Annotated in this window: 29 protein-coding genes; 13 read left to right on the forward strand and 16 right to left on the reverse strand. The window is 72.6% G+C overall.

The annotated features are described in order from the left end of the window. Nucleotides 1–173: 173 nt before the first annotated feature. The 3 genes from melC1 (at nt 174) to Sri02f_RS29790 (ending at nt 2,001) form a co-directional block, all read left to right on the forward strand. Nucleotides 174–554 carry an apotyrosinase chaperone MelC1 gene (gene melC1 / locus Sri02f_RS29780; RefSeq protein ID WP_109004428.1) on the forward strand — a complete coding sequence of 127 codons (381 nt, stop codon included), beginning with the start codon at nt 174–176 and terminating at the stop codon, nt 552–554. A gap of 46 nt (nt 555–600) precedes the next feature. Next, nucleotides 601–1,458 carry a tyrosinase MelC2 gene (gene melC2 / locus Sri02f_RS29785; RefSeq protein ID WP_109004429.1) on the forward strand — a complete coding sequence of 286 codons (858 nt, stop codon included), beginning with the start codon at nt 601–603 and terminating at the stop codon, nt 1,456–1,458. Between the two features lie 90 nt (nt 1,459–1,548). Next, entirely contained in the window at nt 1,549–2,001 is a 453-nt protein-coding gene (locus Sri02f_RS29790) for an SRPBCC family protein (RefSeq protein WP_109004430.1), read from the forward strand. A gap of 15 nt (nt 2,002–2,016) precedes the next feature. Here the strand turns inward: Sri02f_RS29790 and Sri02f_RS29795 are convergent, their stop codons facing one another. Beyond that, nucleotides 2,017–2,730, reverse strand: coding sequence for a ribonuclease H family protein (locus tag Sri02f_RS29795; protein ID WP_109004431.1), 714 nt, complete (start codon nt 2,728–2,730; stop codon nt 2,017–2,019). A 27-nt stretch (nt 2,731–2,757) separates the two neighbouring features. Beyond that, nucleotides 2,758–3,558: a VOC family protein gene (locus Sri02f_RS29800; RefSeq protein ID WP_109004432.1), complete on the reverse strand. Its 801-nt coding sequence runs from the start codon at nt 3,556–3,558 to the stop codon at nt 2,758–2,760. Between the two features lie 187 nt (nt 3,559–3,745). Here Sri02f_RS29800 and Sri02f_RS29805 point away from each other — a divergent pair, with 187 nt between their 5' ends. After that, nucleotides 3,746–4,690 carry an aminoglycoside phosphotransferase family protein gene (locus tag Sri02f_RS29805; protein WP_373865139.1) on the forward strand — a complete coding sequence of 315 codons (945 nt, stop codon included), beginning with the start codon at nt 3,746–3,748 and terminating at the stop codon, nt 4,688–4,690. Here the strand turns inward: Sri02f_RS29805 and Sri02f_RS29810 are convergent. Further along, a complete protein-coding gene (locus tag Sri02f_RS29810) occupies nt 4,675–5,157 on the reverse strand; it encodes a VOC family protein (RefSeq protein WP_109004434.1) in 483 nt (160 codons plus the stop codon). The genes Sri02f_RS29805 and Sri02f_RS29810 overlap by 16 nt on opposite strands. Before the next feature lie 246 nt (nt 5,158–5,403). Between Sri02f_RS29810 and Sri02f_RS29815 the strand changes: the two genes are divergently transcribed. Continuing rightward, complete coding sequence (locus tag Sri02f_RS29815) at nt 5,404–6,042, forward strand: ATP-dependent Clp protease proteolytic subunit (protein WP_109004435.1); 639 nt, start codon at nt 5,404–5,406, stop codon at nt 6,040–6,042. A gap of 1 nt (nt 6,043) precedes the next feature. Then, a complete protein-coding gene (locus tag Sri02f_RS29820) occupies nt 6,044–6,646 on the forward strand; it encodes a ClpP family protease (RefSeq protein WP_109004436.1) in 603 nt (200 codons plus the stop codon). A 21-nt stretch (nt 6,647–6,667) separates the two neighbouring features. On the opposite strand, the gene Sri02f_RS29825 is transcribed toward Sri02f_RS29820, so the two are convergent. Then, complete coding sequence (locus tag Sri02f_RS29825; RefSeq protein WP_109004437.1) at nt 6,668–7,084, reverse strand: helix-turn-helix domain-containing protein; 417 nt, start codon at nt 7,082–7,084, stop codon at nt 6,668–6,670. Nucleotides 7,085–7,397: 313 nt separating this feature from the next. Here Sri02f_RS29825 and Sri02f_RS29830 point away from each other — a divergent pair, with 313 nt between their 5' ends. Next, nucleotides 7,398–8,285: an RNA polymerase sigma factor SigF gene (locus Sri02f_RS29830; protein ID WP_109004438.1), complete on the forward strand. Its 888-nt coding sequence runs from the start codon at nt 7,398–7,400 to the stop codon at nt 8,283–8,285. 193 nt (nt 8,286–8,478) lie between these two features. Here the strand turns inward: Sri02f_RS29830 and Sri02f_RS29835 are convergent, their stop codons facing one another. Beyond that, nucleotides 8,479–8,940, reverse strand: a complete 462-nt coding sequence (locus tag Sri02f_RS29835; protein ID WP_109004439.1) for an ATP-binding protein — start codon at nt 8,938–8,940, stop codon at nt 8,479–8,481. Between the two features lie 215 nt (nt 8,941–9,155). On the opposite strand from Sri02f_RS29835, the gene Sri02f_RS29840 reads away from it, so the two are divergent. Next, a complete protein-coding gene (locus tag Sri02f_RS29840; RefSeq protein WP_109004440.1) occupies nt 9,156–10,424 on the forward strand; it encodes a streptophobe family protein in 1,269 nt (422 codons plus the stop codon). Between the two features lie 218 nt (nt 10,425–10,642). Here Sri02f_RS29840 and Sri02f_RS29845 read toward each other — a convergent pair whose 3' ends face one another. Both Sri02f_RS29845 and Sri02f_RS29850 read right to left on the reverse strand, forming a co-directional pair. Then, entirely contained in the window at nt 10,643–12,982 is a 2,340-nt protein-coding gene (locus Sri02f_RS29845) for an FHA domain-containing protein (protein ID WP_109004441.1), read from the reverse strand. A 124-nt stretch (nt 12,983–13,106) separates the two neighbouring features. Beyond that, nucleotides 13,107–13,517 (reverse strand): hypothetical protein, encoded by a 411-nt coding sequence (locus Sri02f_RS29850; protein ID WP_109004442.1) that lies wholly within the window; start codon nt 13,515–13,517, stop codon nt 13,107–13,109. Between the two features lie 309 nt (nt 13,518–13,826). On the opposite strand from Sri02f_RS29850, the gene Sri02f_RS29855 reads away from it, so the two are divergent. Both Sri02f_RS29855 and Sri02f_RS29860 read left to right on the forward strand, forming a co-directional pair. Then, the gene (locus Sri02f_RS29855; RefSeq protein ID WP_109004443.1) at nt 13,827–14,228 is read left to right on the forward strand and encodes a nuclear transport factor 2 family protein; all 402 of its coding nucleotides are present in this window, start codon (nt 13,827–13,829) and stop codon (nt 14,226–14,228) included. Nucleotides 14,229–14,340: 112 nt separating this feature from the next. Continuing rightward, complete coding sequence (locus Sri02f_RS29860; RefSeq protein ID WP_167467647.1) at nt 14,341–14,637, forward strand: DUF1905 domain-containing protein; 297 nt, start codon at nt 14,341–14,343, stop codon at nt 14,635–14,637. Here Sri02f_RS29860 and mgrA read toward each other — a convergent pair. Then, on the reverse strand, nt 14,627–15,619 hold the full coding sequence (mgrA, locus tag Sri02f_RS29865; RefSeq protein ID WP_109004444.1) for an L-glyceraldehyde 3-phosphate reductase: 993 nt from the start codon (nt 15,617–15,619) through the stop codon (nt 14,627–14,629). The two genes, Sri02f_RS29860 and mgrA, sit on opposite strands and share 11 nt — an antisense overlap. Before the next feature lie 133 nt (nt 15,620–15,752). Here mgrA and Sri02f_RS29870 point away from each other — a divergent pair, with 133 nt between their 5' ends. Both Sri02f_RS29870 and Sri02f_RS29875 read left to right on the forward strand, forming a co-directional pair. Next, nucleotides 15,753–16,631: a LysR family transcriptional regulator gene (locus Sri02f_RS29870; protein WP_109004445.1), complete on the forward strand. Its 879-nt coding sequence runs from the start codon at nt 15,753–15,755 to the stop codon at nt 16,629–16,631. Between the two features lie 54 nt (nt 16,632–16,685). After that, on the forward strand, nt 16,686–17,201 hold the full coding sequence (locus tag Sri02f_RS29875) for a mycothiol transferase (RefSeq protein WP_109004446.1): 516 nt from the start codon (nt 16,686–16,688) through the stop codon (nt 17,199–17,201). On the opposite strand, the gene Sri02f_RS29880 is transcribed toward Sri02f_RS29875, so the two are convergent. The 5 genes from Sri02f_RS29880 to Sri02f_RS29905 all read right to left on the reverse strand — a co-directional run bounded on the left by Sri02f_RS29880 (nt 17,183) and on the right by Sri02f_RS29905 (nt 22,027). Next, entirely contained in the window at nt 17,183–18,253 is a 1,071-nt protein-coding gene (locus Sri02f_RS29880; RefSeq protein WP_109004447.1) for an adenosine deaminase, read from the reverse strand. The two genes, Sri02f_RS29875 and Sri02f_RS29880, sit on opposite strands and share 19 nt — an antisense overlap. A 37-nt stretch (nt 18,254–18,290) precedes the next feature. Then, nucleotides 18,291–18,686 carry a VOC family protein gene (locus tag Sri02f_RS29885; RefSeq protein ID WP_109004448.1) on the reverse strand — a complete coding sequence of 132 codons (396 nt, stop codon included), beginning with the start codon at nt 18,684–18,686 and terminating at the stop codon, nt 18,291–18,293. Nucleotides 18,687–19,027: 341 nt separating this feature from the next. Continuing rightward, the gene (locus Sri02f_RS29895; protein ID WP_245970874.1) at nt 19,028–20,353 is read right to left on the reverse strand and encodes an aldehyde dehydrogenase family protein; all 1,326 of its coding nucleotides are present in this window, start codon (nt 20,351–20,353) and stop codon (nt 19,028–19,030) included. 114 nt (nt 20,354–20,467) lie between these two features. Next, nucleotides 20,468–21,673, reverse strand: coding sequence for an RNA polymerase sigma factor (locus Sri02f_RS29900; RefSeq protein ID WP_109004450.1), 1,206 nt, complete (start codon nt 21,671–21,673; stop codon nt 20,468–20,470). A 3-nt stretch (nt 21,674–21,676) separates the two neighbouring features. Beyond that, the gene (locus tag Sri02f_RS29905; protein WP_109004451.1) at nt 21,677–22,027 is read right to left on the reverse strand and encodes a YciI family protein; all 351 of its coding nucleotides are present in this window, start codon (nt 22,025–22,027) and stop codon (nt 21,677–21,679) included. Nucleotides 22,028–22,137: 110 nt separating this feature from the next. Here Sri02f_RS29905 and Sri02f_RS29910 point away from each other — a divergent pair, with 110 nt between their 5' ends. Beyond that, the gene (locus tag Sri02f_RS29910; protein WP_109004452.1) at nt 22,138–23,166 is read left to right on the forward strand and encodes an acyl-CoA dehydrogenase family protein; all 1,029 of its coding nucleotides are present in this window, start codon (nt 22,138–22,140) and stop codon (nt 23,164–23,166) included. A gap of 78 nt (nt 23,167–23,244) precedes the next feature. On the opposite strand, the gene ssuE is transcribed toward Sri02f_RS29910, so the two are convergent. The 3 genes from ssuE to Sri02f_RS29920 form a co-directional block, all read right to left on the reverse strand. Continuing rightward, nucleotides 23,245–23,799 (reverse strand): NADPH-dependent FMN reductase, encoded by a 555-nt coding sequence (ssuE, locus tag Sri02f_RS29915; protein WP_109004453.1) that lies wholly within the window; start codon nt 23,797–23,799, stop codon nt 23,245–23,247. 294 nt (nt 23,800–24,093) lie between these two features. Continuing rightward, on the reverse strand, nt 24,094–24,177 hold the full coding sequence (locus Sri02f_RS44175) for a putative leader peptide (protein WP_373865140.1): 84 nt from the start codon (nt 24,175–24,177) through the stop codon (nt 24,094–24,096). A gap of 171 nt (nt 24,178–24,348) precedes the next feature. Continuing rightward, a complete protein-coding gene (locus tag Sri02f_RS29920; protein WP_174855734.1) occupies nt 24,349–24,516 on the reverse strand; it encodes a DUF8839 family protein in 168 nt (55 codons plus the stop codon). Nucleotides 24,517–24,690 lie beyond the last annotated feature (174 nt).

Below are 24,690 nucleotides of genomic sequence, written 5' to 3' on the forward strand. Positions count from 1 at the left end.
CCTTCCGCTCCGCCGGAGGCCATTCCGCGACAAGATCATCTTCGTTCAACGCTGTACGACTTGTAATTGATTGTCCGGATCGCGGCCAACCGGTCGGGAGCGATTTCTCCCCCTCTCCACGCCGCCGATAGGCATGCGGAGTCGTCAACCGAACGCACTCCAGGAGGTCCCGCATGCCGGAACTCAGCCGTCGTCGCGCACTCACCGCGGCGGCCGTCGTCGCCGGTGCCCCGTTCGCCGCCGCCACCGCCGCCCGGGCCGCCGAGCCGCACCACGACGCCCACGGCGGCTCCCACGACTCCCCCGAGTCCTTCGACGAGGTCTACCGGGGCCGCCGCATACAGGGCCGGCCCGCCACCGGGAGCGGCCACCACCACGGCGGCGGCTACGCCGTGTACGTCGACGGGGTGGAGCTGCACGTGATGCGCAACGCCGACGGCTCCTGGATCAGCGTGGTCAGTCACTACGCCCCGGTGTCCACGCCGAGGGCCGCGGCCCGCGCCGCGGTCGACGAGCTGCAGGGCGCCCGGCTCGAACCCTTCCCCGCCGGCTGACCGGCCGCCGTCCGCCCTCCTCTCCCGCACCCTTGGAGCACCGCACATGACCGTCCGCAAGAACCAGGCGTCCCTGACCTCCGACGAGAAGCGGCGGTTCGTCGCCGCCGTCCTCGAACTCAAGCGCAACGGCCGCTACGACGCCTTCGTCACCACTCACAACGCCTTCATCCTCGGCGACACCGACAACGGGGAGCGCACCGGCCACCGTTCGCCGTCGTTCCTGCCCTGGCACCGCAGATTCCTCCTGGAGTTCGAGCGGGCGCTGCAGTCCGTGGACGCGTCGGTGTCGCTGCCGTACTGGGACTGGTCCGCCGACCGTTCGCCCCGCTCGTCGCTGTGGGCGCCCGACTTCCTGGGCGGCAGCGGGCGCAGCCGGGACGGCCAGGTGATGGACGGCCCGTTCGCCGCCTCGGCGGGCGCCTGGCCGATCAACGTGCGGGTGGACGGGCGCACCTATCTGCGGCGCGCGTTGGGGGCGGGCGTGCGCGAGCTGCCGACCCGGTCCGAGGTGGACTCGGTCCTGGCGATGGCGACGTACGACATGGCGCCCTGGAACAGCGCCTCCGACGGCTTCCGCAACCATCTCGAGGGCTGGCGCGGGGTCAATCTGCACAACCGGGTCCATGTGTGGGTCGGCGGCCAGATGGGGACCGGGGTCTCCCCCAACGACCCGGTGTTCTGGCTGCACCACGCCTACATAGACAAGCTGTGGGCCCAGTGGCAGCGCCGGCACCCGGGGTCCGCCTACCTCCCCGGCGGCGGGACGCCGGACGTCGTCGATCTGCACGAGACGATGAAGCCCTGGAACGACACCGCCCCGGCGGACCTTCTCGATCACACGGCGTACTACACCTTCGACGCCCTCGACGCGGACCGTCCCGCTCGCGCCGTCGCCGGCTGATCGCCGCCGCCCGGTTTGCGGCACGGGTCACGGGTACCCGCACCGACGTCACCGACCATACGAACCACGACAACGCAGGAGGAGACGACCGTGTCGCAGGTCGAGGAATCCATCGAGGTCGGCGTGCCCGTGCACACCGCCTACAACCAGTGGACGCAGTTCGAGACGTTCCCGAAGTTCATGAGCGGGGTGGAACGCGTCGAACAGCGGTCCGACACGCTCACGCACTGGGTGACCAGTGTCGACGGCGTGCACCGGGAGTTCGACGCGGAGATCACGGAACAGATCCCCGACGAACGGGTCGCCTGGACCACCGTCTCCGGCGAGGCCCGGCAGGCCGGGGTGGTGACCTTCCACCGGCTCGACGACGGACACACCAAGGTGATGCTCCAGATGGAGTTCCAGCCGGAGGGCGTCGCCGAGAAGGTCGGCGACAAGCTGGGCTTGGTGAAGCGTCGCGCCAAGGGCGATCTGGAGCGCTTCAAGGAGTTCATCGAGGACCGCGGCCTGGAGACCGGAGGGTGGCGCGGCGCGGTGCTGTGACGGCCGCGCCCTCGCTCAACCCGCGTCCGCCGTACGGCACTCCGGGTGCCCCCAGCCCTGCGCGTTCTTGGCGATCTCCTCGCCCGCCGCGTAGGGGCGGCCGCACGGACAGCGGCCGGGGAACTTGGCCTTGATCGTGCGGGAGGACGAACCGCCGCTCCGCCGGGACGACTTGTTCCCGGCGGGGCGGCCGTTCTTCTGTCCGGACGCCGTCTTCGGGGTGTCCGGCGAGGCCGGCGGCTCGGGGGACCCCTGAGCGCTGCCGGCCGGCTGCTGGACGATCGCCGCCTGGCTGGCGGCGCGGTCGGCGAAGTCGTTGAGCGGGTCGCCGTCGACCTGGTGGGCGGGCACGTAGCGGAAGTCGACCGAGCGGCCCTCGAGCAGCTCGTCGATGCGCACGACCAGTTCCTGGTTGGCCACCGGCTTCCCCGCGGAGGTCTTCCAGCCGTTGCGCTTCCAGCCGGGCAGCCAGGTGGTGACGGCCTTCATGGCGTACTGCGAGTCCATGCGGACCTCAAGCGGAACGGCCGGGTCGGTCGCAGCCAACAGGCGTTCCAACGCGGTCAGTTCGGCGACGTTGTTGGTGGCTCTGCCGAGCGGCCCCGCCTCCCAGCGGGTCGGCGCCTCCGCGTCGTCCGCGACCACCCACGCCCAGGCCGCCGGACCCGGGTTCCCTTTCGAGGCCCCGTCGCACGCGGCCACCACTCGTTCACGCATGCGCACGATCATGCCATGGGGCCCCGGGTCCTCGACCTTCTAGGGCACCTCGTCGGCTTGGGGCATCTCGCCCGCGGTGGTCGTCAAGTCGATCACGGAGAAGCTCGCGCCCTGCGGGTCGCTGAGCGCCGCGAACCGGCCGAACGGCGTGTCCATCGGACCGAAGCGCAGCACGCCGCCGTGCCGGGTAGCCCTGGCCACCGCCTCGTCGCAGTCCTCGACCGTGAAGTAGACGTTGACGTACGACGGCACCTCGGGCGGGAACTCCTCCCCCATCCGCATCCGGCCGAGCACGGTCTGGCCGCCGACGTCGAACATCCGGAAGTCGACGGCGTCGTCCCGCATCTGCTTGGCCTTGTACGGGAAGACGGCCGGGAGGAACGCGTCCGTCTTCTCGGGTTCGCGGGTGAAGACCTCGGCCCAGCAGAACGCGCCGGGCTGCTCGGGTGGGGCCTCGAAGCCCTCGTGGACGCCCGCCTGCCACACCCCGAACACGGCGCCGCCGGGTTCGCGTCCCAGGCACATGGTGCCGAAATCCCCGACCTGCATCGGCTCCATCAGCACCTCGCCGCCGTGCTCACGGATCCTGGCGGCGGTCGCGGCGGCGTCCGGGGAGGCCAAGTACAGGCACCACTGGGACTGTCCCTCCTGACCGGGCATCGGCGGGACGACGGCGGCCACCGCCTTGCCGTCGACGTAGGCCTGGGTGTAGTTCCCGTACTCCGACGTCGCCTCGCCGAAGGTCCAGCCGAGGACGTCGCCGTAGAACCTCTTGGCGCCCTCCACGTCGCTGAACATCGCGTCGGCCCAGCACGGGGCTCCCTCTGGTCGTACGGCCATCACGACGGCCCTCCTGATGAGATGGGTTTTGTCCGGTTCCTCACGCTAGCCACCCGCCCCTCGGCCCGCGCGCCGAGCACGCGGGCCGCCAGGAGCGACCGGGCGTGCGACCCGGCGTGCGACCCGGACCGGACCGGTCGGCCGCGCCGCGAAATCCGTTGGACGGCGGGGCAGTCGGCCTCGTCCAATGGGGCGCATGTGTGCCGCTGTGAAGATGCGTCCGGACGAGGTCGACCTCGACGCCCCGCTGGTGAGCGGGCTCGTCGCCGCCCAGTTCCCGCGGTGGGCCGGGCTGCCCGTGCGGCGGCTGCCCTCCTCCGGCACGGAGAACGCGATGTTCCGGCTGGGCGACGACAAGGTGGTGCGACTGCCCCGGCACCCCGGCGCGGTCGAGAGCGTGGGGCACGAGGCGCGCTGGCTGGCCCGGCTCGGGCCCGCGCTGCCGGTGGCGGCGCCGGTGCCGCTGGCGCAGGGCAGGCCGGGAGAGGGGTTCGCCTGGCCGTGGTCGGTCTACGGCTGGCTGGACGGCCGCAACCCCGTCGCGGGCGCCGTGGAGCGGCCGCTGTCGCTGGCGGCGGAGCTGGCGGCGTTCGTCACCGCCCTGCGCGGGATCGACCCGCGTGGCGGCCCGCGGAACCACCGCGGCGTTCCGCTGGCCGAGCGCGACGCCCCCACCCGCGACGCCCTCGCCCGCCTCACCGGGCGGATCGACACCGACGCGGTCACCGCCCTGTGGGAGGAGGCGCTGCGGGCGCCGGGCCGCACGGCGCCGCCCGTATGGGCCCACGGGGACATCTCGCCCGGGAACGTGCTGGTCCAGGACGGGCGACTGGCAGCGGTGATCGACTTCGGCTGCGTCGGGGTCGGCGACCCGGCCGTCGATCTGATCGTCGCCTGGAATCTGCTCCCCGCCTCGGCGCGCGGCGCCTTCCGCGACGCCGTGGGCGCGGACGACGCCGAGTGGGCGCGCGGCCGGGGCTGGGCCCTGTCGATCTCGCTGATCCAGCTGCCGTACTACTGGGAGACCAATCCGCCGCTGGCGGAGAACTCCCGGCATGTGATCGGAGAGATCCTGGCCGAAGCCCGGTCGGCCGGCCCGCCCCCGGCGTCCGGCGCCTACTCGCCCTCGTAGGCCCTGCGCAGGGCGGCGAGATCGAGCTTGCCCATGGCGTACATGGCCCGGGTGGTGCGCGCGGCCTTCTCGGGGTCGGGGTCGCTGATCATCTCGATCACCCCGTCCGGGATGACCTGCCAGGACAGCCCGTACCTGTCCTTCAGCCAGCCGCACGGGCCGGGCTCGCCGCCGTTCTCGGTGAGCTTGGCCCAGTAGTGGTCGACCTCCTCCTGGTCCGCGCAGTGGATCTGGAAGGAGATCGCCTCGCTGAAGGTGAACTGCGGGCCGCCGTTGATCCCGACGAACCTCTGTCCGTTGGCCGTGAACTCGACGGCCAGCACGGAGCCCGCCGGACCGGGACCGGCCTCGTTGTAGCGGCCGATGCTCCCGATCGCGGAGTTCTTGAAGATCGAGACGTAGTAGTGGGCGGCTTCCTCGGCCTGGCCGTCGAACCAGAGACACGTGGTGAATCCGTCGGTGGTCATCGCAAACCTCCTGGGCGTGGGACGCGGTCTTCAGTGTCGACTCCCGCGGGCTCCGGAACTCATCGGCCGGACCGCCGGACGTGCGCGGCCCGCCGGACCCGAGCCCGGACGTTCCGGCGGGCCGCGCACGACACCCCGGAGCCCTCTGCCCCTGGCGAATCTGCCGCGGGCAGAGAAACGGCGTCCGGGCGCGGAGCCCGGTCAACAGTGGAGTCGACGGCATCCGCGCCACGACGAGGAGAACCGATGACTCCACACACCACGTTCGCCCCCCGGGCCGAGGAGGGCGACACGGCGCCCACCCGGTTCGACGACCAGCTCGCCGCGCAGCTGCTCGGCCGGCGCATCGTCCTGCTCGGCACCCAGGTCGACGAGGTCTCCGCGAACCGGATCTGCTCCCAGCTGCTGATCCTGTCGGCGGAGGACCCGCGCACCGACATCAGCCTGTACATCAACAGCCCGGGCGGATCGGTGCACGCGGGCCTGGCGATCTACGACACGATGCAGCTGATCCCCAACGACGTCTCGACGCTCGCCATGGGCTTCGCGGCCAGCATGGGCCAGTTCCTGCTCAGCGTCGGCGCTCCCGGCAAGCGGTACGCGCTGCCGAACGCACGCGTGATGATGCACCAGCCGTCGGCGGGGATCGGCGGCACCACCGCGGACATCGAGATCCAGGCCGAGAACCTGGAGTTCACCAAGCGGACCATCGAGCGGATCACCGCCGAGCACACCGGACAGTCCCCGGAGACCATCTCCCGGGACGGGGACCGCGACCGCTGGTTCACGGCGGAGCAGGCCAGGGAGTACGGCATGGTGGACCGGGTCGTGGAGTCCCTCGCGGACGTCCAGCCCACCGCCTCCAAGCGACGGATGGGGCTGTGACATGGGGACCTACACGATTCCGAACGTCGTCGAGCGGACCCCGCAGGGCGAGCGGTCCTACGACGTGTTCAGCCGGCTGCTGTCCGAGCGGATCATCTTCATCGGCACGGAGATCGACGACGGCGTCGCCAACGTCGTCATCGCGCAACTCCTGCATCTGGAGTCGTCGGCGCCGGAGAACGAGATCGCGATCTACCTCAACTCGCCCGGCGGCTCGTTCACCTCGCTGATGGCGATCTACGACACGATGACGTACGTCCAGGCCCCCATCTCGACGTTCTGCGTCGGACAGGCGGCCTCGACGGCGGCCGTGCTGCTGGCCGGCGGGGACCCCGGCCGGCGGTTCGTGCTGGAGCACGCGCGCGTGCTGCTCGGGCAGCCGGCGAGCGGCGGCCGGCAGGGCACCGTGTCGGATCTGGCGCTGCAGGCTGCGGAGATGGTCCGCATCCGCTCGCAGGTGGAGGAGGTGCTGGCCCGGCACACCCGGCACGACGTCACGACGCTGCGCGCCGACATGGACCGCGACAAGGTGTTCACCGCCCAGGAGGCGGTGGCCTACGGGCTGGCCGACGAGGTGGTGAGCCGGCGTCTCGCCAAGGTGTGAGACGCCGGCCCGCGGTGCCCGTCAGGCGGCCAGGCAGAGCCCGTCGTACGACGAGGCGGGCGTCGCGCGGCTGCGCGCGGGGGGCCGGCCGGCGAGCCTGACCAGCTCGCCCTGGGCCTGGGAGAGCAGGTCGCCCAGGCTCAGGCCGAGGGCCTGGGCAGCGGCCGCGAGGACCTCCGAGGAGGCCTCCTTGCGGCCGCGCTCGACCTCCGACAGGTACGGCATGGAAATGCGGGCGGAGTCGGCGACGTCCTTGAGGGTGCGCTCCTGCGCCTGCCGTTCGCGGCGCAGGACGTCTCCGATCAGGTCCCGCCACAGGGGCTCTCTCGCGGCGGGCCGGGAGACGGCGGGATCGGGAGAGGAGACGGGGACGCCCGGGCGCGCGGAGGGCGGGCGCAAGGGGATCACGCGGGCTCGGTTCGGCGCTTGGCTGCTCACGTCTTGATTGCTCACCTCTCAAGCCTAGGAGCGCCGGTCGGGCCCGCAAGAGTGCGGCATTGCGCCCTCGGTGGAATCGACGGGCGCGGGCGGCCGGGGGCCGTGGGCGGGCACCGGGGGCGGCGGTCCGTCGGCGGCGGGTCGCCGGCGGGCGGGTTGCCGACGGATGGGCGGCCGCTACGATTTTCTTCGACATTCGTATGCATGGGTCCGCGAAGACCGGGTACCCGCCCCCTGAACGGGCGTGCACGTGTGTGTCCGCTCACGGACCGAGAACAGCAGACGCCGAACCGTGACTGTCGAGGGAGAGACCATGCAGACCGCCGTGAACCGGTCGGAGGCAGAGGTCGTCGAGGGCGGCGCCGGAGCCGGCAGGGACAGCGCACCGCTGCCGGGCATCGAGGCGCCTCGCAGCATCGCTCCGCGCGACGCCCGCGAATTGTCCCGGCAGTTCTTCCAGCGCCTGGCCGTGCTGGAAGAGGGCACCCACGAATACCAGTACGCGCGCAACACCCTCATTGAGATGAACATGTCCCTCGTGCGGTTCGCGGCCGGTCGGTTCCGGGGCCGCGGGGACGACATGGAGGACATCGTCCAGACCGGGATGATCGGCCTGATCAAGGCCATCGACCGGTTCGAGGTGGCCCGCGAGGTGGAGTTCACGTCGTTCGCGCTCCCCTACATCGTCGGTGAGATCAAGCGTTTCTTCCGGGACACGACCTGGGCGGTCCATGTGCCCCGCCGGCTGCAGGAGCTGCGCGTCGAACTGGCCAAGGCGCGCGACGAGCTCGCCAGCCGTCTCGACCGGGAGCCGACGGTGGCCGAGCTGGCCACGCTGATGAACATCGCGGAGAGCCAGGTGGTCGAGGCGCAGATCGCGGCCAACGGCTACAACTCCTCCTCCCTCGACGCCGCGCTCACCGGCGACGGTCCGGAGAACGGCGAGGCGGTCCTGGCCGACTTCATCGGCGTGGAGGAAGAGGGACTGCGCCTCGTCGAGGACTACCACTCCCTCGCCCCGCTCATGGCCGAGCTCAGCGAGCGCGACCGGCAGATCATCCACATGCGGTTCGTCGAGGAAGCCACGCAGGCGGAGATCGGCGAGCGGCTCGGCTGTTCACAGATGCACGTCTCCCGTCTGATCAAGCGGATCATCGCCCGGCTGCGCCAGGGCATGCTGGGCGAGCTCGGCTGCGCCTGACGGAGCCGCCCGCCGGAGACGGGAAGCGACCCCGGCCGAGCCGGGGTCGACAGCAGGGCCATCGGGTTCGACAGCGAGGGCCGCAGGGGCAAAAGCGTGAAGAGCAAGGAGCGTCGGCCGACGGAGAGCACGTCGTCGGCCGACGAAAGGCATGCGGCGAACCGGAGGAAGGACGGGGCGGAGCCCCACCGGCCTAGGCTTCGAGCTTGAGCACGGCGCGGACGCGCTTGCCGACCGGCACGCGCTCGGCGGTGACCTCCGCCGAGACCGCGTGCACGATCTCCAGACCGTGCCGGCCGATGCGCTGGGGGTCCTTCGGGAACCGCATGGGCAGCGCGTCGCTGCTGTCGTAGACGCACACCGTCACCGTGGCGCCCGTGCCCTCCAGTTCCAGGATGTACGGCCCGTTGCTGTGGCGGTCGGCGTTGGTCACCAGCTCGCTGACCACCAGCATCACCTCGCCGATCACCCGGTCCCCGACCGTGGCGCACCACTCGGTCCTGAGCTGCTCGACGAAGTGGGCGGCGAAGGCACGGGCCTCGGCTATGCAGCCGGGCTCACCCGTGTAGTGCGCAGCCCGCCTCAGCGGTTCCACGGGTACATCGAAACCAATCGGTATCACTGCCCCGTCCAGGTGCTCGATGTGCTCGATCATGCGTTTCTCTCTAGGAGGCCGGACATGCCGGACGCTGCTGTGCACCAGTGCTCGTACCCCGACTCGCGCTGTGCAGTCCCCCTCATTTATCACCTCTTGCACGCAACGACCATGGGGTTCCTCACACGGCGGCCATGACCGCGGCCGACCTGCCGGCCCGTCGCGAACGGCCCTCCCGGCAGGCGCGCCCCGCCGGGGCTGCCTAGCGTGGCAGGGTGATCCCGCACAGCCCCCATGACCAGGCAGTGTCCCGCCACGGGTGGGGCCGCGCGATCGTCACGGCGGTGGCCGGCCTGATCGTCATGGGGGTGATCGCCGCGCTGGGCCTGTGGGCGGCCGGAGCCTCGGATCTGCCCGACGGCGCGTTCCCCCGGGTGGTCGCGGCGACCGTCGTCACGGCCGTCGGCGGCACGGTCGAGGTCTCCGGCGATGCGGGCGGGCTCGCCGGCACCCGGGCGAACCTGACGGTGATGCCCCTGTCGGTCACTCTCGTGGGGGCGCTCGTCGTCGGCGCGGGTTTTCTGCGGCCGCTGCGGCGCCGGGCGGTGGCGAGCGTCGCCGAGCTGGCCGGCTGGGCGGCGCGGATCGCCGTCGTCTGGCTGCTCGGCCTGCTCGGCGCCGCGCTCGCCGCGCACCGGACCTTCGCGCTCCCTCTCGGCGACGACACGCTGAACGACCTGGGCGAACTGTTCGGCGTCAGCCCGGAGGCAGGCTTCACCGCCGACGTGCCGCTGACGCTCGTGTCCGGCTCGGCGTGGCTGGCCGGCGTGCTCGTGGCGGCGTTGCTGGTCTCGCGCTCGGCGCCGTTGCCGGCACGGCTGCTGCGTCTGCAGCGGTCGGTACGGCCGGCCGCGCACGCGATGCTCGTGCTGCTGCTCGGCTGCGTCGCCCTGGGGGTGGTCGTCGCGCTCGTCGTCGCGGCGACCCGCGGGCACCCGGCCGAGACGTTCGCGGTGGTGCTGCTCGGGATGCCCAATGTGGTCTGGCCGGTGTTCACCATCGGGCTGGGCGCCACCTGGAACGGCCGGGTGGAGGGGCCGTTCGCCCTGCCGATGCCGCACGTCCTGGACGAGGTGCTGCGCGGACCGGACACCGCGCGGCTGAACCTGAGCACCCTCGCCGAGCACGACGGGCGGGTGTGGTGGCTGGTCGTCGTCGACGCGATCCTGGTGCCGGCGGCCGCGTTCCTGACGGCCGCGCACTCGCCGCCCCGGACGCCTGTGCGGTGGCACGCCCTGCGCACGGCGGTCGCACTGGTGCTCACGGTGCTCATGATCTGCCTGACCTGCCGGATCTCCGCGCACTACGGCCTGTCGGTCCTCGGCCTGGGCGATCTGGGGGGCCAGTTGTCCGGGCGGCTGTTCCTGCGCCCCGAGGTGTGGTCGGCGCTGGGTGCGGCCGCGCTGTGGGGGGCGGCCGCGGGCTTCCTGGGCGGGGCGGCGGTCGAGGCGCTCCGTCGCCGGGACGGGACGGGACCCAGTTGACGGCGGACGCCGTGCGAGTGACGGGCTGCGCGGCATGACACCGGCTCCACCGACTTCGCGTCGCCCGGCGCGAGAGCCGGAGTGCAGGCCCTCGGATCCGCGCGGCGCCGGCCGCGTCCGACGCCGTCCCGCCCCCCTCGCGGTCCGACGCGCCCCGGACGGCCGGGACGGACGCGAACGGCCGCGGCCGACTCGGGCGGCCGGGGCCGACTCGGGCGTCACCTGCGCATCACGGCGGGCTCGTGCCTGCGCTGGAGGCGGGAGGCCACGAACGCGAAGAGCGCCGAGAGCACGACCAGCATCGCCGTGTCGAGCAGCCACACCGCCGCCGAGTGTGCGAACAGCGGATCAGCGGTGATGTCACCGGGCACGAGCCGGGACAGTCCGACCGTGGCCGCCATCGCGCCGAGCGCCCACCGTGCGGGCGCCAGCCAGGCGAACTGCTCCAGGCCCGGGAATCCGTCCAGTTTCAGCAGCGCCCCGCAGAAGACCACCTGGACGAGGGCGAGCAGCACGAGCAGCGGCATCGTCACCTCCTCCTTGCGCACCAGCGCGGAGACCACGAGGCCGAGCATCATCGCCGTGAAGCCCAGCAGCGCCACCGCGACGGCGATCTCCACCAGGGGCGCCGTCAGCACGCCTCGGCCGCCGGGCGCGTGCAGGTCCACTCCGAGCAGGGCGACGAGCGTCAGCACCACCGCCTGCCCGGCGGTCACCGTGCCCAGGACGACGACCTTGGACATCAGATACGCCGACCGGGACAGGCCGACGGCGCGTTCCCGCCGGTAGATCACCCGTTCCTTGACGAGTTCGCGCACGGCGTTGGCCGCGCCCGTGAGGACCCCTCCGACGCACAGGACGAGCAGCGCGTTCATCGCGGTGTCCCGGGTGAGCTCGCTCCCGGCGAGGGCCCGGGCCATGGCTCCCATGACGAACGGCAGGGCGATCATGATCGCGAGGAACGTGCGGTCGGCGGCGAGCGCGGCCGCGTACCGCCGGACGAGCGTGCCGAGCTGCGCGGCCCGGCTGCGGGGCCGGGGCGGCGGCAGCATGATCACCGGGCCGGAGCGGGGCAGCCGGGGCTGCTCCCCGGCGTCGACCACGTACTGCCGCCGCAGCGGCGAGTCGCGGTACTCCCCCGCCCAGTCCCGGTCCCGGTCGCGTTCGAACGCCTCGAAGGCCTCGGGCCACTGCTCGAAGCCGAAGAAGGCCAGCGCGTCCGCGGGCGGCCCGTAGTAGGCGACCCGGCCGCCCGGCGCGAGCACCAGCAGCCGGTCGCAGACGTCGAGGCTGAGGACGCTGTGGGTGACGACGACGACCGTGCGGCCGTCGTCGGCGAGACCGCGCAGCATGTGCATCACCGAGCGGTCCATACCGGGGTCGAGGCCGGAGGTCGGCTCGTCCAGGAAGAGCAGCGAGGGTTTGGTGAGCAGTTCCAGGGCCACGCTGACCCGTTTGCGCTGACCGCCGGAGAGGCTGTGCACCGGCTGGCCGGCACGCTGCTCCAGTCCGAGTTCGCGGATGACCTCCTCGACCCGTTCCCGGCGCTCGGCCTTCAGGGTGTCCTGGGGGAAGCGCAGTTCGGCGGCGTAGCCGAGGGCGGCGCGCACGGTCAGCTGGGCGTGCAGGATGTCGTCCTGGGGGACCAGTCCGATGCGCTGGCGCAGCTCGGCGTAGTCGCGGTAGAGGTCACGGCCGTCGTAGACGACCGTGCCGCGGTCGGCGGGGCGCTGCCCGGTCAGGGCTCCGAGCAGGGTGGACTTGCCGGCGCCGCTGGGTCCGACGACCCCGAGCAGGCACTTCTCCCCCACCGGGAAGGACACGTGGTCGAGGAGGACCTTGCGTCCGCGGTCGACGGCGACCGTCAGGTCCTGTACGTCGAGGGAGATCTCCCCGGTGTCGACGTACTCCTGGAGCTGGTCGCCGGCCAGGCAGAACGCCGAGTGGCCGATGCCCACGACGTCCCCGGGGCCGAGCGGGGCGCGCTCCACGGGCCGCCCGTTGAGGTACGTCCCGTTGTGGCTGCCCAGGTCGGCGATCTCGTGTCCGCCGCCGGGCAGCGCGCGCAGCTCGGCGTGCCGGCGCGAGACCACGAGGTCGTCGACGACCAGGTCGTTGTCGGGGGCACGGCCGATCCGCACGGTGTGCGACGGCAGCGTCCGGACGCCGGTGGGCTGCCGGAAGGCGCCGGTCGCCGCGGGCATCGACACGCCCGACGGCCGCTCCGTCAGGGACCGGGGCGGGCAGGACAGGATGACGTAGGGCCCGTCGGACGGGCTGCCGAAGCGGATGAGGCTGCCGGGGCCGACGCTCCACGCGTGGACGCGGTCGCCGTCGGCGTAGGTGCCGTTGGTGCTGTGCTGGTCCTCGACCGTCCAGTGGCCGCCCGCGCAGCGCAGCACGGCGTGCCGCCAGGAGACCCGGGCGTCATCGATGACGACGTCGCTGAGCGGATCGCGGCCGACGCGGTAGTCGCGGCCCGGGACCAGCAGGGTGGAGCCCGTCTCGGTCGCCAGCACGAGTGCGGGCGCAGTCGAGGGGACCGGCCGTTCCACCATGCCGGAATTCTATCGATTCGCCCGTCCGGGTGCCCTGCGACGGCGGGGACGAGACGGAGCGCGGGCGGGGCCCCGGGAGGGGCCGGGGGCGGAATGCGGAGGGGCCGGGCGGAGGCGAAGCGCCTCAGCCGACGGGGAGGACGAGGGCAGGCACGGTCCGCTGCATGCGCAGCGCGTCGACGGACTCGGCGAGCAGTTCGTATTCGGTGGTGTCGTCGCTGACCGCGATGCGCACCAGCCGGCCGCCCGCCAGCTCGTCGGCCACCAGCTCCTGCCGGTCCAGGTCGGCGCACCAGGCCCGCAGCAGCGCGGGCACGTCGCGCACGCTGTCGGCGACCGGGACCAGCGCGCCCGGCGGGATGTGCTCGCTGTCGGGCTGCGGATCCAGCCGTTCCGCCATCCATGAGGCCCGGTCCCGCAGCCACCACAGCGCGAGCGCGAGCGTCGGAGCCCGGTAGGTGCCGAGCGGTACGCCGATGCGCCGGCCGTCGCAGACGCCGTACGCCGTGACATGGCACAGGAATTCGTCGTGCACGTCCCTCTCCCCCGGTGCTCGTTCGCCGGCGCTTCCTCGCTTTCCGTGCGGCTCCTATGAGTGAACTCGTCCCTGACGTTCGAGTATGTTCACTGGTGAATCACTGTCACCATGTCTTTTTGGCCAGTCTCTTGGCATATTCCCCATGGCTCATGGCCGGAATTCGGCGCGCGCCGGGGACCGCCGTCATTACCCGGCGGGTAATCGACCGGGGCGGCGGGCGCGGGCAGGCTGGTGACACCGGATCGGCGAAGACCCGAATCCGGCTTCTGACCAGTGACGACGACCTCGACGGAGGCTGATTCCCCCATGTCCGCGAACACCGACCGGTACGAAAACGCCGTCGCCCGCTACTTCGAGGCCTGGAATGCCCGCGGGTTCGAGGCTTTGGCCAAGGCTGTCGACGCAGCGTGGGCGGAGGACGGCCGGTACACCGACCCGCTCGCCGACGCCGTCGGCCACGAGGAGATCGCCGAATTGGTCTCGGCCGTGCAAGCCCAGTTCCCGGGCTTCTCCTTCCGGCCCACGGGCGTGGTCGACGGGCACCACGACACGGCCCGGTTCTCCTGGGAGCTGGTGAGCGACGCCGGGGATCCCTCCTCCGGCGGAGGTGCGGCGCCGGTGGCCGGATCCGACGTCATCACGCTGGACGCGCAGGACCGGATCACCTCCGTCCTCGGATTCCTCGACCGCGTGCCCGCCGGAAGCTGAAGCCCGGGAAGCGATGAATTCCTCCGCTCGCGGCGGTCCACACCAAAAGGGATCACCGCGATCGGAGGACTTCATGAGCGCCGACGGAAGCACGGACGCGACGACGAACGAAATGGCGAACGGGAGCACAAGCGGAACACTGAATGCCGAATTCACCGCCGTCCTGCGCAGGAGTCCGGCGACCGGCGGCTGGACCTATGTCGTCTGGCCCGGGTCCGTCGCGTTCTTCGGCACCCGCGGGCTGGTGAAGATCCGCGGAACGGTCGACGGGCACCCCTTCCGCAGCTCCTTCATGGCCCTCGGGGACGGCACCCACAAGCTCCCCGTCAAGGCCGAGGTGCGCAAGGCGATCGGAAAGGGGGAGGGCGACTCGGTGACCGTGCGGCTGACGGAGCGGCTCAGCCGTTGATCACGGCGTCGATCCGGGCCAGCTCCTCGTCCTCGAAGTCCAGCCGGTCCAGGGCGCCGACGCTGTCCTCGATCTGCCGGGCACTGCTCGCGCCCACCAGTGCCGAGGTCACCCGGCCGCCGCGCAGCACCCAGGCGAGGGCGAGCTGGGCGAGGGACTGACCACGGGACTCGGCGATCTCGTTCAGGGCGCGCAGCTTCCCGACGAGCTCCTCGGTGAGCGCCTCGGAGTTCAGGAAGGGGCTGTCGCTCGCCGCCCGCGAGTCCTCCGGGATGCCGTTCAGGTAGCGGCCGGTCAGCAGGCCCTGCTCCAGCGGGGAGAACACGATCGAGCCGACCTGGAGCTCGTCCAGGGCGTCCAGCAGGCCCTCGGTCTCCGGACGGCGGTCCAGCATCGAGTAGCGGGGCTGGTGGATGAGCAGCGGGGTGCCCAGTTCGCCGAGGATGCGGGCCGCCTCCCGGGTCTGCTCCGCCGAGTAGTTGGAGACGCCGACGTAGAGCGCCTTGCCCTGCTGGACCGCGGAGTGCAGGGCGCCCATCGTCTCCTCCAGGGGAGTCTGCGGGTCGGGGCGGTGCGAGTAGAAGACGTCCACGTAGTCCAGCCCCATGCGCGACAGGCTCTGGTCCAGCGAGGACAGCACGTACTTGCGCGAGCCCCACTCGCCGTACGGGCCGGGCCACATCAGGTAGCCGGCCTTGGTGGAGATGACCAGCTCGTCGCGGTAGGCCCCGAAGTCGCTCTTCAGGAACCCGCCGAGCGCGGACTCGGCGGCGCCGGGCGGCGGGCCGTAGTTGTTGGCCAGGTCGAAGTGGGTGATGCCGAGGTCGAAGGCGCGGCGCAGGATGGCCCGCTGGGTCTCGACCGGGCGGTCCGGGCCGAAGTTGTGCCACAGGCCGAGCGACAGCGCGGGGAGCTTCAGGCCGCTGCGTCCGGTGCGCCGGTAGGGCATGTCCGCGTAACGGTCGGGGTGTGCGGTGTACAACGCGACTCCAGGAGGGGTTGGCACGACGGTTCGGGACGATCTGTTTCCGGAACCTTCTCCCACTCTGACTCCGCCTGCGGGCAGTGGTCCAACAGAAGAATCCGATGGAATTCAGCGGCTAGGCTTCTCAATCATGGAACTGCGCCACCTCCAGCACTTCGTCGCCGTCGCCGAGGACCAGCATTTCACCCGGGCCGCCGAACGCCTGATGGTCTCCCAGTCGGGGCTGTCGGCGTCGATCCGGGCGCTGGAGCGGGAGCTGCGCGCGCCCCTGTTCGTGCGGACCACCCGCAGGGTGACGCTGACGGAGGCGGGCCGGGCGCTGCTGGCCGAGGCGGAGCGCGTCCTGGCGCAGGTGCGCGCGGCCCACGAGGCGGTGGCCGCCGTGCAGGGCGTGGTCCGCGGCACCCTCGCGGTGGGGACCGAGCAGTGCATCGCCGGGGTGCACGTGGCGGGGTTGCTCGCGGCGTTCCGGCGGCGCCATCCCGACGTGGAGATCCGGCTGCGCCAGACGGGGTCGGGCGCGCTCGGCGAGGAGGTGACGGCCGGCCGGCTCGACCTGGCCTTCGCCTACCGCACCCAGCCCGACACCGATCAGCTGCGCTGTGTGCCGCTGGCCGCCGAGCCGATGTACGTGCTGTGCCATCCCGACCACCGGCTCGCCGGGACGTCGGCGGCGCTGACGCCGCAGGACCTGGCCGGCGAGGTGTTCGTCGACTTCCACCCGGACTGGGGCCCGCGGCGCGCCACGGACGCCGCGTTCGCCGGGGCGGGGGTGCGGCGCACGGTCGCGCTGGAGGTCAACGACGTGCACGACCTGCTGGACCTGGTGGACGAGAACCTGGGCGTCGCGGTCGTGCCGCGTCACTTCCGGCACAAGCGCGAGGCCCTCACCGCCCTGGCCCTCGAGGGCACGGGCGAGGCCGCCTACGAGACGGTCGCCCTGCTGCCGCCCACCCGGGCGACCAGCCCCGCGGCCAGGGCGCTGATGGGGCTGTTGGAAACGGGCTGATGCGGCTGCTGGAAACGGGGGGCGGATGAGCGCGGGCTGAGCGATGGTGGACGTATGCACGCCAAGGACATCCTCATCGACGGGTTCGGCCGCGTTCAGGAAGAGGTCCACGCGGCCGTCGAGGGCCTGGACCCCGACGGTCTCGGCGCCCGGCCCGCCGCCGGGGCCAACTCGGCCGCCTGGCTGGTGTGGCATCTGACCCGGGTCCAGGACGACCACGTCGCGGACGCCTTCGGACTCGACCAGGTGTGGCTGACCCAGGACTGGGAGAAACGGTTCGGTCTGGATCTGCCGCGCCGGGACACCGGCTACGGCCACAGCTCCGCGCAGGTCGCGAAGGTGCGGGTACGGGAAGCCGAGCTGCTGACCGGGTACCACGACGCCGTGCACGCGCAGACCCTCACGGCGCTGCGCGCGCTCACGGCGGCGGACCTGGAGCGCGTGGTGGACGAACGCTGGGATCCGCCGGTCACGCTGGGCGTGCGGCTGGTGAGCGTCCTGTCCGACGATCTGCAGCACGTCGGACAGGCCGCCTACGTCCGCGGGATCCTTCAGAGCGCGGTCGCGTAGCCCGGCAGGACGACGTCCTCGATGAGGGCCCTGCGCTCGTCGAACGGGATGAACGCGCTCTTGAGGGCGTTCACCGTGACCGTGCGCAGATCCTCCACGCCCCAGCCCGCCTCCTCGACCAGCAGCGCCATCTCCCGGGTCATCGTGGTGCCGGAGACCAGCCGGTTGTCCGTGTTGAGGGTGACGCGGAAGCCGAGGTCCTTCAGGGCCGTGATCGGGTGCTCGGCGATCGAGGTGGCGGCGCCGGTCTGGAGGTTGGAGGTGGGGCACATCTCCAGCGCGATCCGGCGGTCGCGCACCCAGCCCGCGAGCCGGCCGAGCTTGCCGTCCACGATGTCGTCGGTGAGGCGCACGCCGTGGCCGATGCGCTGGGCGCCGCAGACCTGGAGGGCCTGGTGGATGCTGGGCAGGCCGTGGGCCTCACCCGCGTGGATGGTGAAGGGGACGTTCTCTCGGCGCAGGTGCTCGAAGGCGTCGAGGTGGTCGGCGGGCGGGAAGCCGTCCTCGGCGCCGGCGATGTCGAAGCCGACGACGCCCGCGTCCCGGAAGGCGACCGCGAGGTCTGCGGCCTCGCGCACGCGGTCGAACATCCGCATGCCGCAGAGCAGGGTGCCGACCCGGACGGGGCTGCCCGCGGCGGCGGCCTTCGCCATACCGGCCGCGAGGCCCTCCTGGACCGTCTCGACGACCTCGGGGAGCGTCAGCTCGCCGTTCAGCATCAGTTCGGGGGCGTAGCGGACCTCGCCGTAGACGACGCCGTCCGCGGCCAGGTCGAGGACGTACTCCTCGGCGGTGCGCAGCAGGCCCTCACGGGTCTGCATGACGGCGAGGGTGTGCTCGAAGGTGGCTATGTAGCGCACCAGGTCGCCCGAGTTGGCGGCCTCGAAGTACCACGCGGCCAGCTCGTCGGGGTCGGTGGTCGGCAGGGCGTGGCCGACCTCCTCGGCGAGTTCGACGACGGTGGCGGGGCGCAGGCCGCCGTCGAGGTGGTCGTGCAGGACGGCCTTGGGGAGCCGGCGGAGGGTGTCGGTGTCGATGCGGGGCGCGGTCATGTGCGTGTTCCTCGGCGAGTGGTTCGGCGGGCGGTGCTCAGGCGGTGGCCGGCTGGAGCAGGTCCCAGCGGTTTCCGTACAGGTCCTGGAAGACGGCGACGGAGCCGTACGGCTCGTGACGGGGCTCCTCCAGGAAGGTCACCCCGGCGGCGAGCATGCGGGCGTGGTCGCCGGCGAAGTCCTCGGTGTGCAGGAAGAAGCCGACACGGCCGCCGGTCTGGTCCCCGACCCGGGCGCGCTGGGCCTCGTCCTTGGCGCGGGCGAGCAGCAGCCCCACGCCGTCCTGACGGTCCCCCGGGCGCACGACGACCCAGCGGGCGCCGTCGGGGCGGGGCTCGTCCTCGACGAGCCGGAAGCCGAGCGCCCCGGTGTAGAAGCGGATCGCCTCGTCGTAGTCGTCGACGACGAGGGTGACCAGGGCGATGCGACTCATCGGGACCTTTCACAGGCGGGTGCGGAGCACTCCGGAGGGCATTCCGGAAGGGGGTTGACGGGTGAGGTTATACGTAAAACCTTCGCCGCGCCACTCTCCGCCGGACGGGCCTCACCGGCGGCGCGGTGCGCCGCGTCCGGGCGTCGCAGTTCCTCTCCCGTGAGGCGCAGGGCCCCGGCGGCCGCGTTCTCTTCCGGGTGCGCGGGGTTTCCGGTCCCCGGGACGGCCAGGACGTGCGGGCCCCGGCCGAGGCTCCAAGGCCGGCCGGACCTGGGCGTGCGTCACGTCGTGGGCGCGGGCGGCCTCCTCGCGTCGAGGCGGCCGCCCGCGGTGCGAGCCGTTCAGTGCAGCGGCTTCTCCAGCACCGCCTTGCGGTGGCTGAACGTCTCGATGGAGTAGCGCCCGTGGTAGCTGCCCATGCCGCTCTCGCCCACGCCGCCGAACGGCAGGTCGGAGACGGTGAGGTGGGCGAGCGGCAGACCGAGGCCGAGGCCCCCGGAGGAGGTCTCGCCGGCGATGCGGTCCCGGGTGTCGTCGGATTCGGTGAAGACGTAGAGGGCGAGGGGCTTGTCCCGGTCGTTGATGAAGCCGATCGCCTCGTCCAGGTCCTCGACGGTGACGATCGGCAGGATCGGGCCGAAGATCTCCTCCTGCATGACGGGCGACTTCGGGTCGACGTCGGCGAGCACGGTGGGCGCGATGTACTTGTCCGCGCGGTCGTGACCGCCGCCGACCACGACCCGGCCCGAGCCGAGCAGGCCGCCGAGCCGGTCGAAGTGGCGTTCGTTGACGATGCGGCCGTATTCGGCGGAGGTCTGCGGGTCGGCCCCGTACAGCGTCTCGACCGCGCTCTTCAGGAGGGGTTCCAGGGCGGCGGCCGTCGCCGGATCGGTCAGGACGTAGTCGGGGGCGACGCAGGTCTGGCCGGCGTTGAGAAACTTGCCGCGGGCCAGCCGGTCGGCGACCACGGTGAGATCGGCGTCGCGGTCGACGAACGCCGGGGACTTGCCGCCGAGTTCGAGGGTGACCGGGGTGAGGTGCTCGGCGGCGGCGCGCAGGACCACCCGGCCGACGGCGCCGTTGCCGGTGTAGAAGATGTGGTCGAAGCGCTCGGCGAGCAGGGCGGTGGTCTCCGGGATCCCGCCCTCCACGACGGCGACCGCCTCGGTGTCGAGGTGGGCCGGCAGCAGGCGGGCCAGGGCGGCCGAGGTGGCGGGCGCGAGCTCGCTGGGCTTGACGACCACCGCGTTGCCGGCGGCGAGGGCTCCGACCAGCGGGGCGAGCAGGAGCTGGGCCGGGTAGTTCCAGGGGGCGATGACCAGGACCACGCCGAGCGGCTCGACCAGCGTCCAGGCACGGGCGTCGGCGCCGAGGTGGGCCGGGACCGGGGCGGCCTCGGGGCTCAGCCACCCGTCCAGGTGCTCCAGGGTGTGGTCGATCTCGCGGACGGTGAAGTCGATCTCGGTGCGGTAGGCCTCGGTGGAGCTCTTGCCCAGGTCGGCGTGGAGGGCGGCGGCGAGTTCGGCGCCCTGGTCCGTGAGAAGGGCGCGCAGCCGGCGCAGCTGGTCCGTGCGCCAGGCGACGGGCTTGGTGCGGCCGGTGCGGAAGGCGGCGCGCAGTCGGGCGACGACGTCGGCGGGCTGTTCGGGTGTGGCTGCGGTGGTCACGGTGCCTCGCTGGGGTGCACGGGCCTTGCGGCCCTGGGTCGGGCGGGCCTGGCGGCCCGGGGAGTTCGGGACGAGCGTCGGCTCGATGTATATGCCAACCATTCATCCCCCACGTTACATTCCCGGACCGGCGAGCAGTTGGCGCCGTCGCCGCTGCAGGAGGGCGCGTTCCGCCGGGCTCCGGCTCAGCGCGAGGGCCGCCTCGTAGGCGTGCACCGCCTCGGCGGCGCGGCCGAGACGGCGAAGGAGGTCGGCGCGGACGGCGTGCCACACGTGGTAGCCGTCGAGGTCCAGCGCGTCGACCAGGTCGAGGGCCTGGCGCGGCCCCTCGGTCTCGGCCACGGCGACCGCCCGGTTCAGGGCCACGACCGGACTCGGCGCGACGGCCGTGAGCTGGTCGTACAGTCGCAGCACCTGGTGCCAGTCGGTGGCCTCGGCGGTCGGTGCGTCACTGTGGACGGCCTGCACCGCGGCCTGGATCTGGTACGGCCCCGGCCGGTTGCGGCGCAGGCAGCGGCGGACGAGCGCCTGTCCTTCGGCGATCAGGTCCCGGTCCCAGCGGCCCCGGTCCTGTGCGGGCAGCGGCACGAGCATGCCGTCGGCGTCCTCGCGCGCACCGCGGCGCGATTCGACGAGCAGCATCAGCGCCAGCAGTCCGGTGGCCTCGGGCTCGTCCGGCATCAGCTCGGTCAGGAGCCTGCCCAGGCGGACGGCCTCCGCGCACAGCCCGGCGTCGCCCTCGTAGCCCTGGTTGAAGATCAGGTAGACGACGGCGAGCACGCCGTCGAGGCGGTCGGGCAGGTCGGCGTCGCGGGGCATCCGGTAGGGGATGCGGGCGTCGCGGATCTTCGCCTTGGCGCGGACCAGTCGCTGCGCCATGGTCGGCTCGGGGACGAGGAAGGCGCGGGCGATCTGCGCGGTGGTGAGACCGCCGAGCAGGCGCAGGGTCAGCGCGACCTGTGCCTGTGGGGCCAGCGCGGGGTGACAGCAGGTGAAGACCAGGCGGAGCCGGTCGTCGCGCACGGGGCCCTCCTCCACGGGCTGGTCGGCGGCGTACAGCAGGGCGGCCTCGGTCTGGCGGGCGTCCCTGGTGGACTCCCGGCGCAGCCGGTCCACGGCCCGGTTGCGGGCGGTGGTGATGATCCAGCCCGCCGGGCTGGGCGGCACACCGGTCCGCGGCCAGCGCCGCACGGCCGTGGCGAAGGCGTCCTGGACCGCTTCCTCGGCGAGGTCGATGTCGCCGAGGAAGCGGACGAGGACGGCGACGGCCCGGCCGTACTCCGCGCGGAAGACGGCCTCGACGTCCGTGGTGTCCGGCATCGCTCAGTGCGCGTCGGCGAAGGGGCGCACCTCGATGGGCAGGGTCGTGGCCAGGGCCGCCTTGCGGCCCCACTCCAGGGCCTCGTCCAGGTCGGCGGCCTTGATCAGGCACAGCCCGCCGAGGTACTCCTTTCCCTCGGCGTACGGCCCGTCGGTGACGAGCACGTCGCCGTCCTTCGGCCGCAGCATCGTGGCCGTCTCCGGTCCGTGCAGCCCGCCGCCGAAGACCCAGGCGCCGGCGGCGCGCAGCTCGTCGTTGTACGCCTGCACGCGGCGCATGATCCCGGCGAGCTCCTCGGCCGCGGGCGGCTCGCCGCCGGCCGGCTGGACCACGCTGAGCAGGTAGTGCGTCATGACGTCCTCCTGGGGTGTCGTGCCGTGTCGTGCCCTTGTCTCATCTCCTACACGAACGGCGCCGCCCCGGATCGACACCCCGCGCCGGGGACCGGGAAAGAATCTCCTCCATGACCGCTGCGCACCCTCTCGTCGCCCGCGCCCGCCGCCTCGCCGACGACCTCCTCGCCCCGCAGGCCGAACAGGTCGACCAGGGGGAGGTGCCCGTGGGGCACCTGACCGAGATCAGGCGCTCGGGTCTGCTCGGACTGAACGCCCCGAAGGAGTACGGCGGCGCGGCGGCGTCCGGGGCGGTGGTGCGGGAGACGGCGGAGATCCTGGCCGGGGCGTGCTGCTCGACCTGGTTCGTGCAGACGCAGCACCACACCCCGGTGCTGACCCTGGCCGGGAGCGAGGCGCCGGTGCGCGAACGGCTGCTGGGCCGGCTGGCGACCGGTGAGCTGCTGTCCGGGGTGGCGTACGCGCATCTGCGGGCGTACCCGCGCAGGCCGGTGCGGGCCGCCCGGGAGCGGGGCGGCTGGCGCTTCGACGGGACCGTGCCCTGGTACACGGGATGGGGCCTGAACGACGTCATGCTGCTGGCCGGCGTCACCGACGCGGACGAGGCACTGTTCGCGTTCGCCGAGGCAGGTCCGCAGCCGGGCCTGCGACCGTCGGCCCCGATGCGCCTGGCGGCCCTGACAGCGGCCCGCACGGTCTCCCTGGAGCTGGACGGCCTGTGGCTGCCGGAGGAGGCGGTGGCTGTGCGCACCCCGTACGAGCAGTGGGCGGCGACGGACCGCGCGAGGGCGGCGAACGTCGGCCCCGCGGTGTTCGGCGTCACCGGCGCGGCTCTCGCCCTGCTGGACGAGGACACGGCGGCCCCCTTCCAGGCCCGGCTGACGGCACTGCGCGGCGAGGCCTACGCCCTGGCCGACCACCCGGCGCCGCACGAGCACCCTGCGCGACGGCTGGCTCTGCGGGCCCGGGCGTTCGAGCTGATGCGGGCCGCCACCACGGCGGCGGTGGTGGCCGGGGGCGGCCGTTCGATGCTGCTGACGAACAGGGCCCAACGCCTGGCGAGAGAGGCCCTGTTCCTGATGGTCCAGGGCCAGACGCCCGCGTCGCGCGCGGCGCATCTCACCGCGCTGGCGGGGTGAGACGCGGGCGGCGGGCCACGGCGGGCCGGTCCCGCGACCCGCGGGCGTCTTCGGGGCGGGACGGGCCGGACGGCGCCCTCAGCTCGCCACGGCCAGGTGCGGCGTACGCCCCAGCGCGGCCGAGAACTGGTCGACGATCTGGGCGAGGGCCTCGGCGGCGGCCGGCGCGACGGTGACGGAGCCGTCCTCGTGGGCGGTGATGTCCTTGTCGAGGGTGAACCAGCCCTGCACGATGTGGGCCGCGCCCATGGAGTTCAGCACCGGGCGCAGGGCGTAGTCGATGGCCAGGACGTGGGCGGTGGAGCCGCCGGTGGCCAGGGGCAGGACCGTCTTGCCGGTGAGCGCGTACTGCGGGAGCAGGTCCAGGAGCGCCTTCAGGACGCCGGAGTAGGACGCCTTGTAGACCGGGGTGCCCACGACGACGCCGTCGGCGCGCGCGAACAGCTCGGTGGCCTCGACGATCGCCGGGTGACGGAAGTCCGCGCCGAGCAGGGCCGCGGCGGGGACCGTGCGGACGTCGAGCGGGATCACCCGGTGTCCCTGGGCGGCGAGCCGCTGGTCGAGGTGGCGCAGCAGACGGCCGGTGCGGGAGGAGGCGGAAGGACTGCCGGATACGGACAGGACGGTGGCCATGGGTCCTCTTTCGAAGGAGCCCGGGGCGCCTCGGCGTGGCGGGGCCCCGGGTGGGAGCGGTAGGGACGACCAGGTGGCTGCGGGCAGTTCATCCGCGAGGACGGCGGCGACCTCGCCGGCCCGGGCGGGCGGGCATGCGGAACTCCTGGTGCGGAAGGTTTCCGGGCACGCCGAATTCACGGCGTTCAGGCGCCGGAGGCGTGCGGACGTCAGGGAGAAACGGGCGCCGTGAATCCAGGCGATTCAAGGAGAGAAGCGCAGAGAAGGAAAAGCGCGGCGGATCGCGAGAAGGGATCAGGCCGCGGCGCAACAGGAGGCGCTGGAGACCCGCGCGAGGTCGACATGGCGTCGCCGCGTGAGGTCCGGTCGCATCGTCATGTCCTTGATCGTGGCAGCCGTCGACGACGGCAGTCAAGGAGAATCCGACCGGTCTCGTATCGCGGACCAGGGAAATTCACCGACGCGGGACAGGGGAAAGGCACCCGGACACCCGCCGACGGCCCCGCGTCCTTCTGAGGAGGCCGGGCGTCGCCCGGCCTCCTCAGAAGGTCAGTCCTCGTCGCTCAGGGGGACCACGACGAGGAAGGCGTCCGACTTCAGGTCCATGACCACGGTCGCGGGCTCCCCCTCGGCTCGCCGCCGTGCCGCGTACTCCTCCGCCGGCCACGATCCTCGCGGGGATCCTGCGGGGAAACGCTCCAAGACCTTCGCGCTCATAGCGGCAGACACCTCCCGATGCGAAACGGACAACTTCTCCGTACTGCGGCTTCCCGGGATCGGCGCGAACATGTTCATCCCCGAGTGGCCGGGACGTCACCTCTTCCGGCCCCCGCTCCGCACGCTCGTCGGCCGTGGCCGCGGGGTCGGCGCAGTCGTCGTAGGCGATCACTC

The sequence above is a fragment of the Streptomyces rishiriensis genome, from assembly GCF_003112535.1.
GTDB lineage: Bacteria > Actinomycetota > Actinomycetes > Streptomycetales > Streptomycetaceae > Streptomyces > Streptomyces rishiriensis.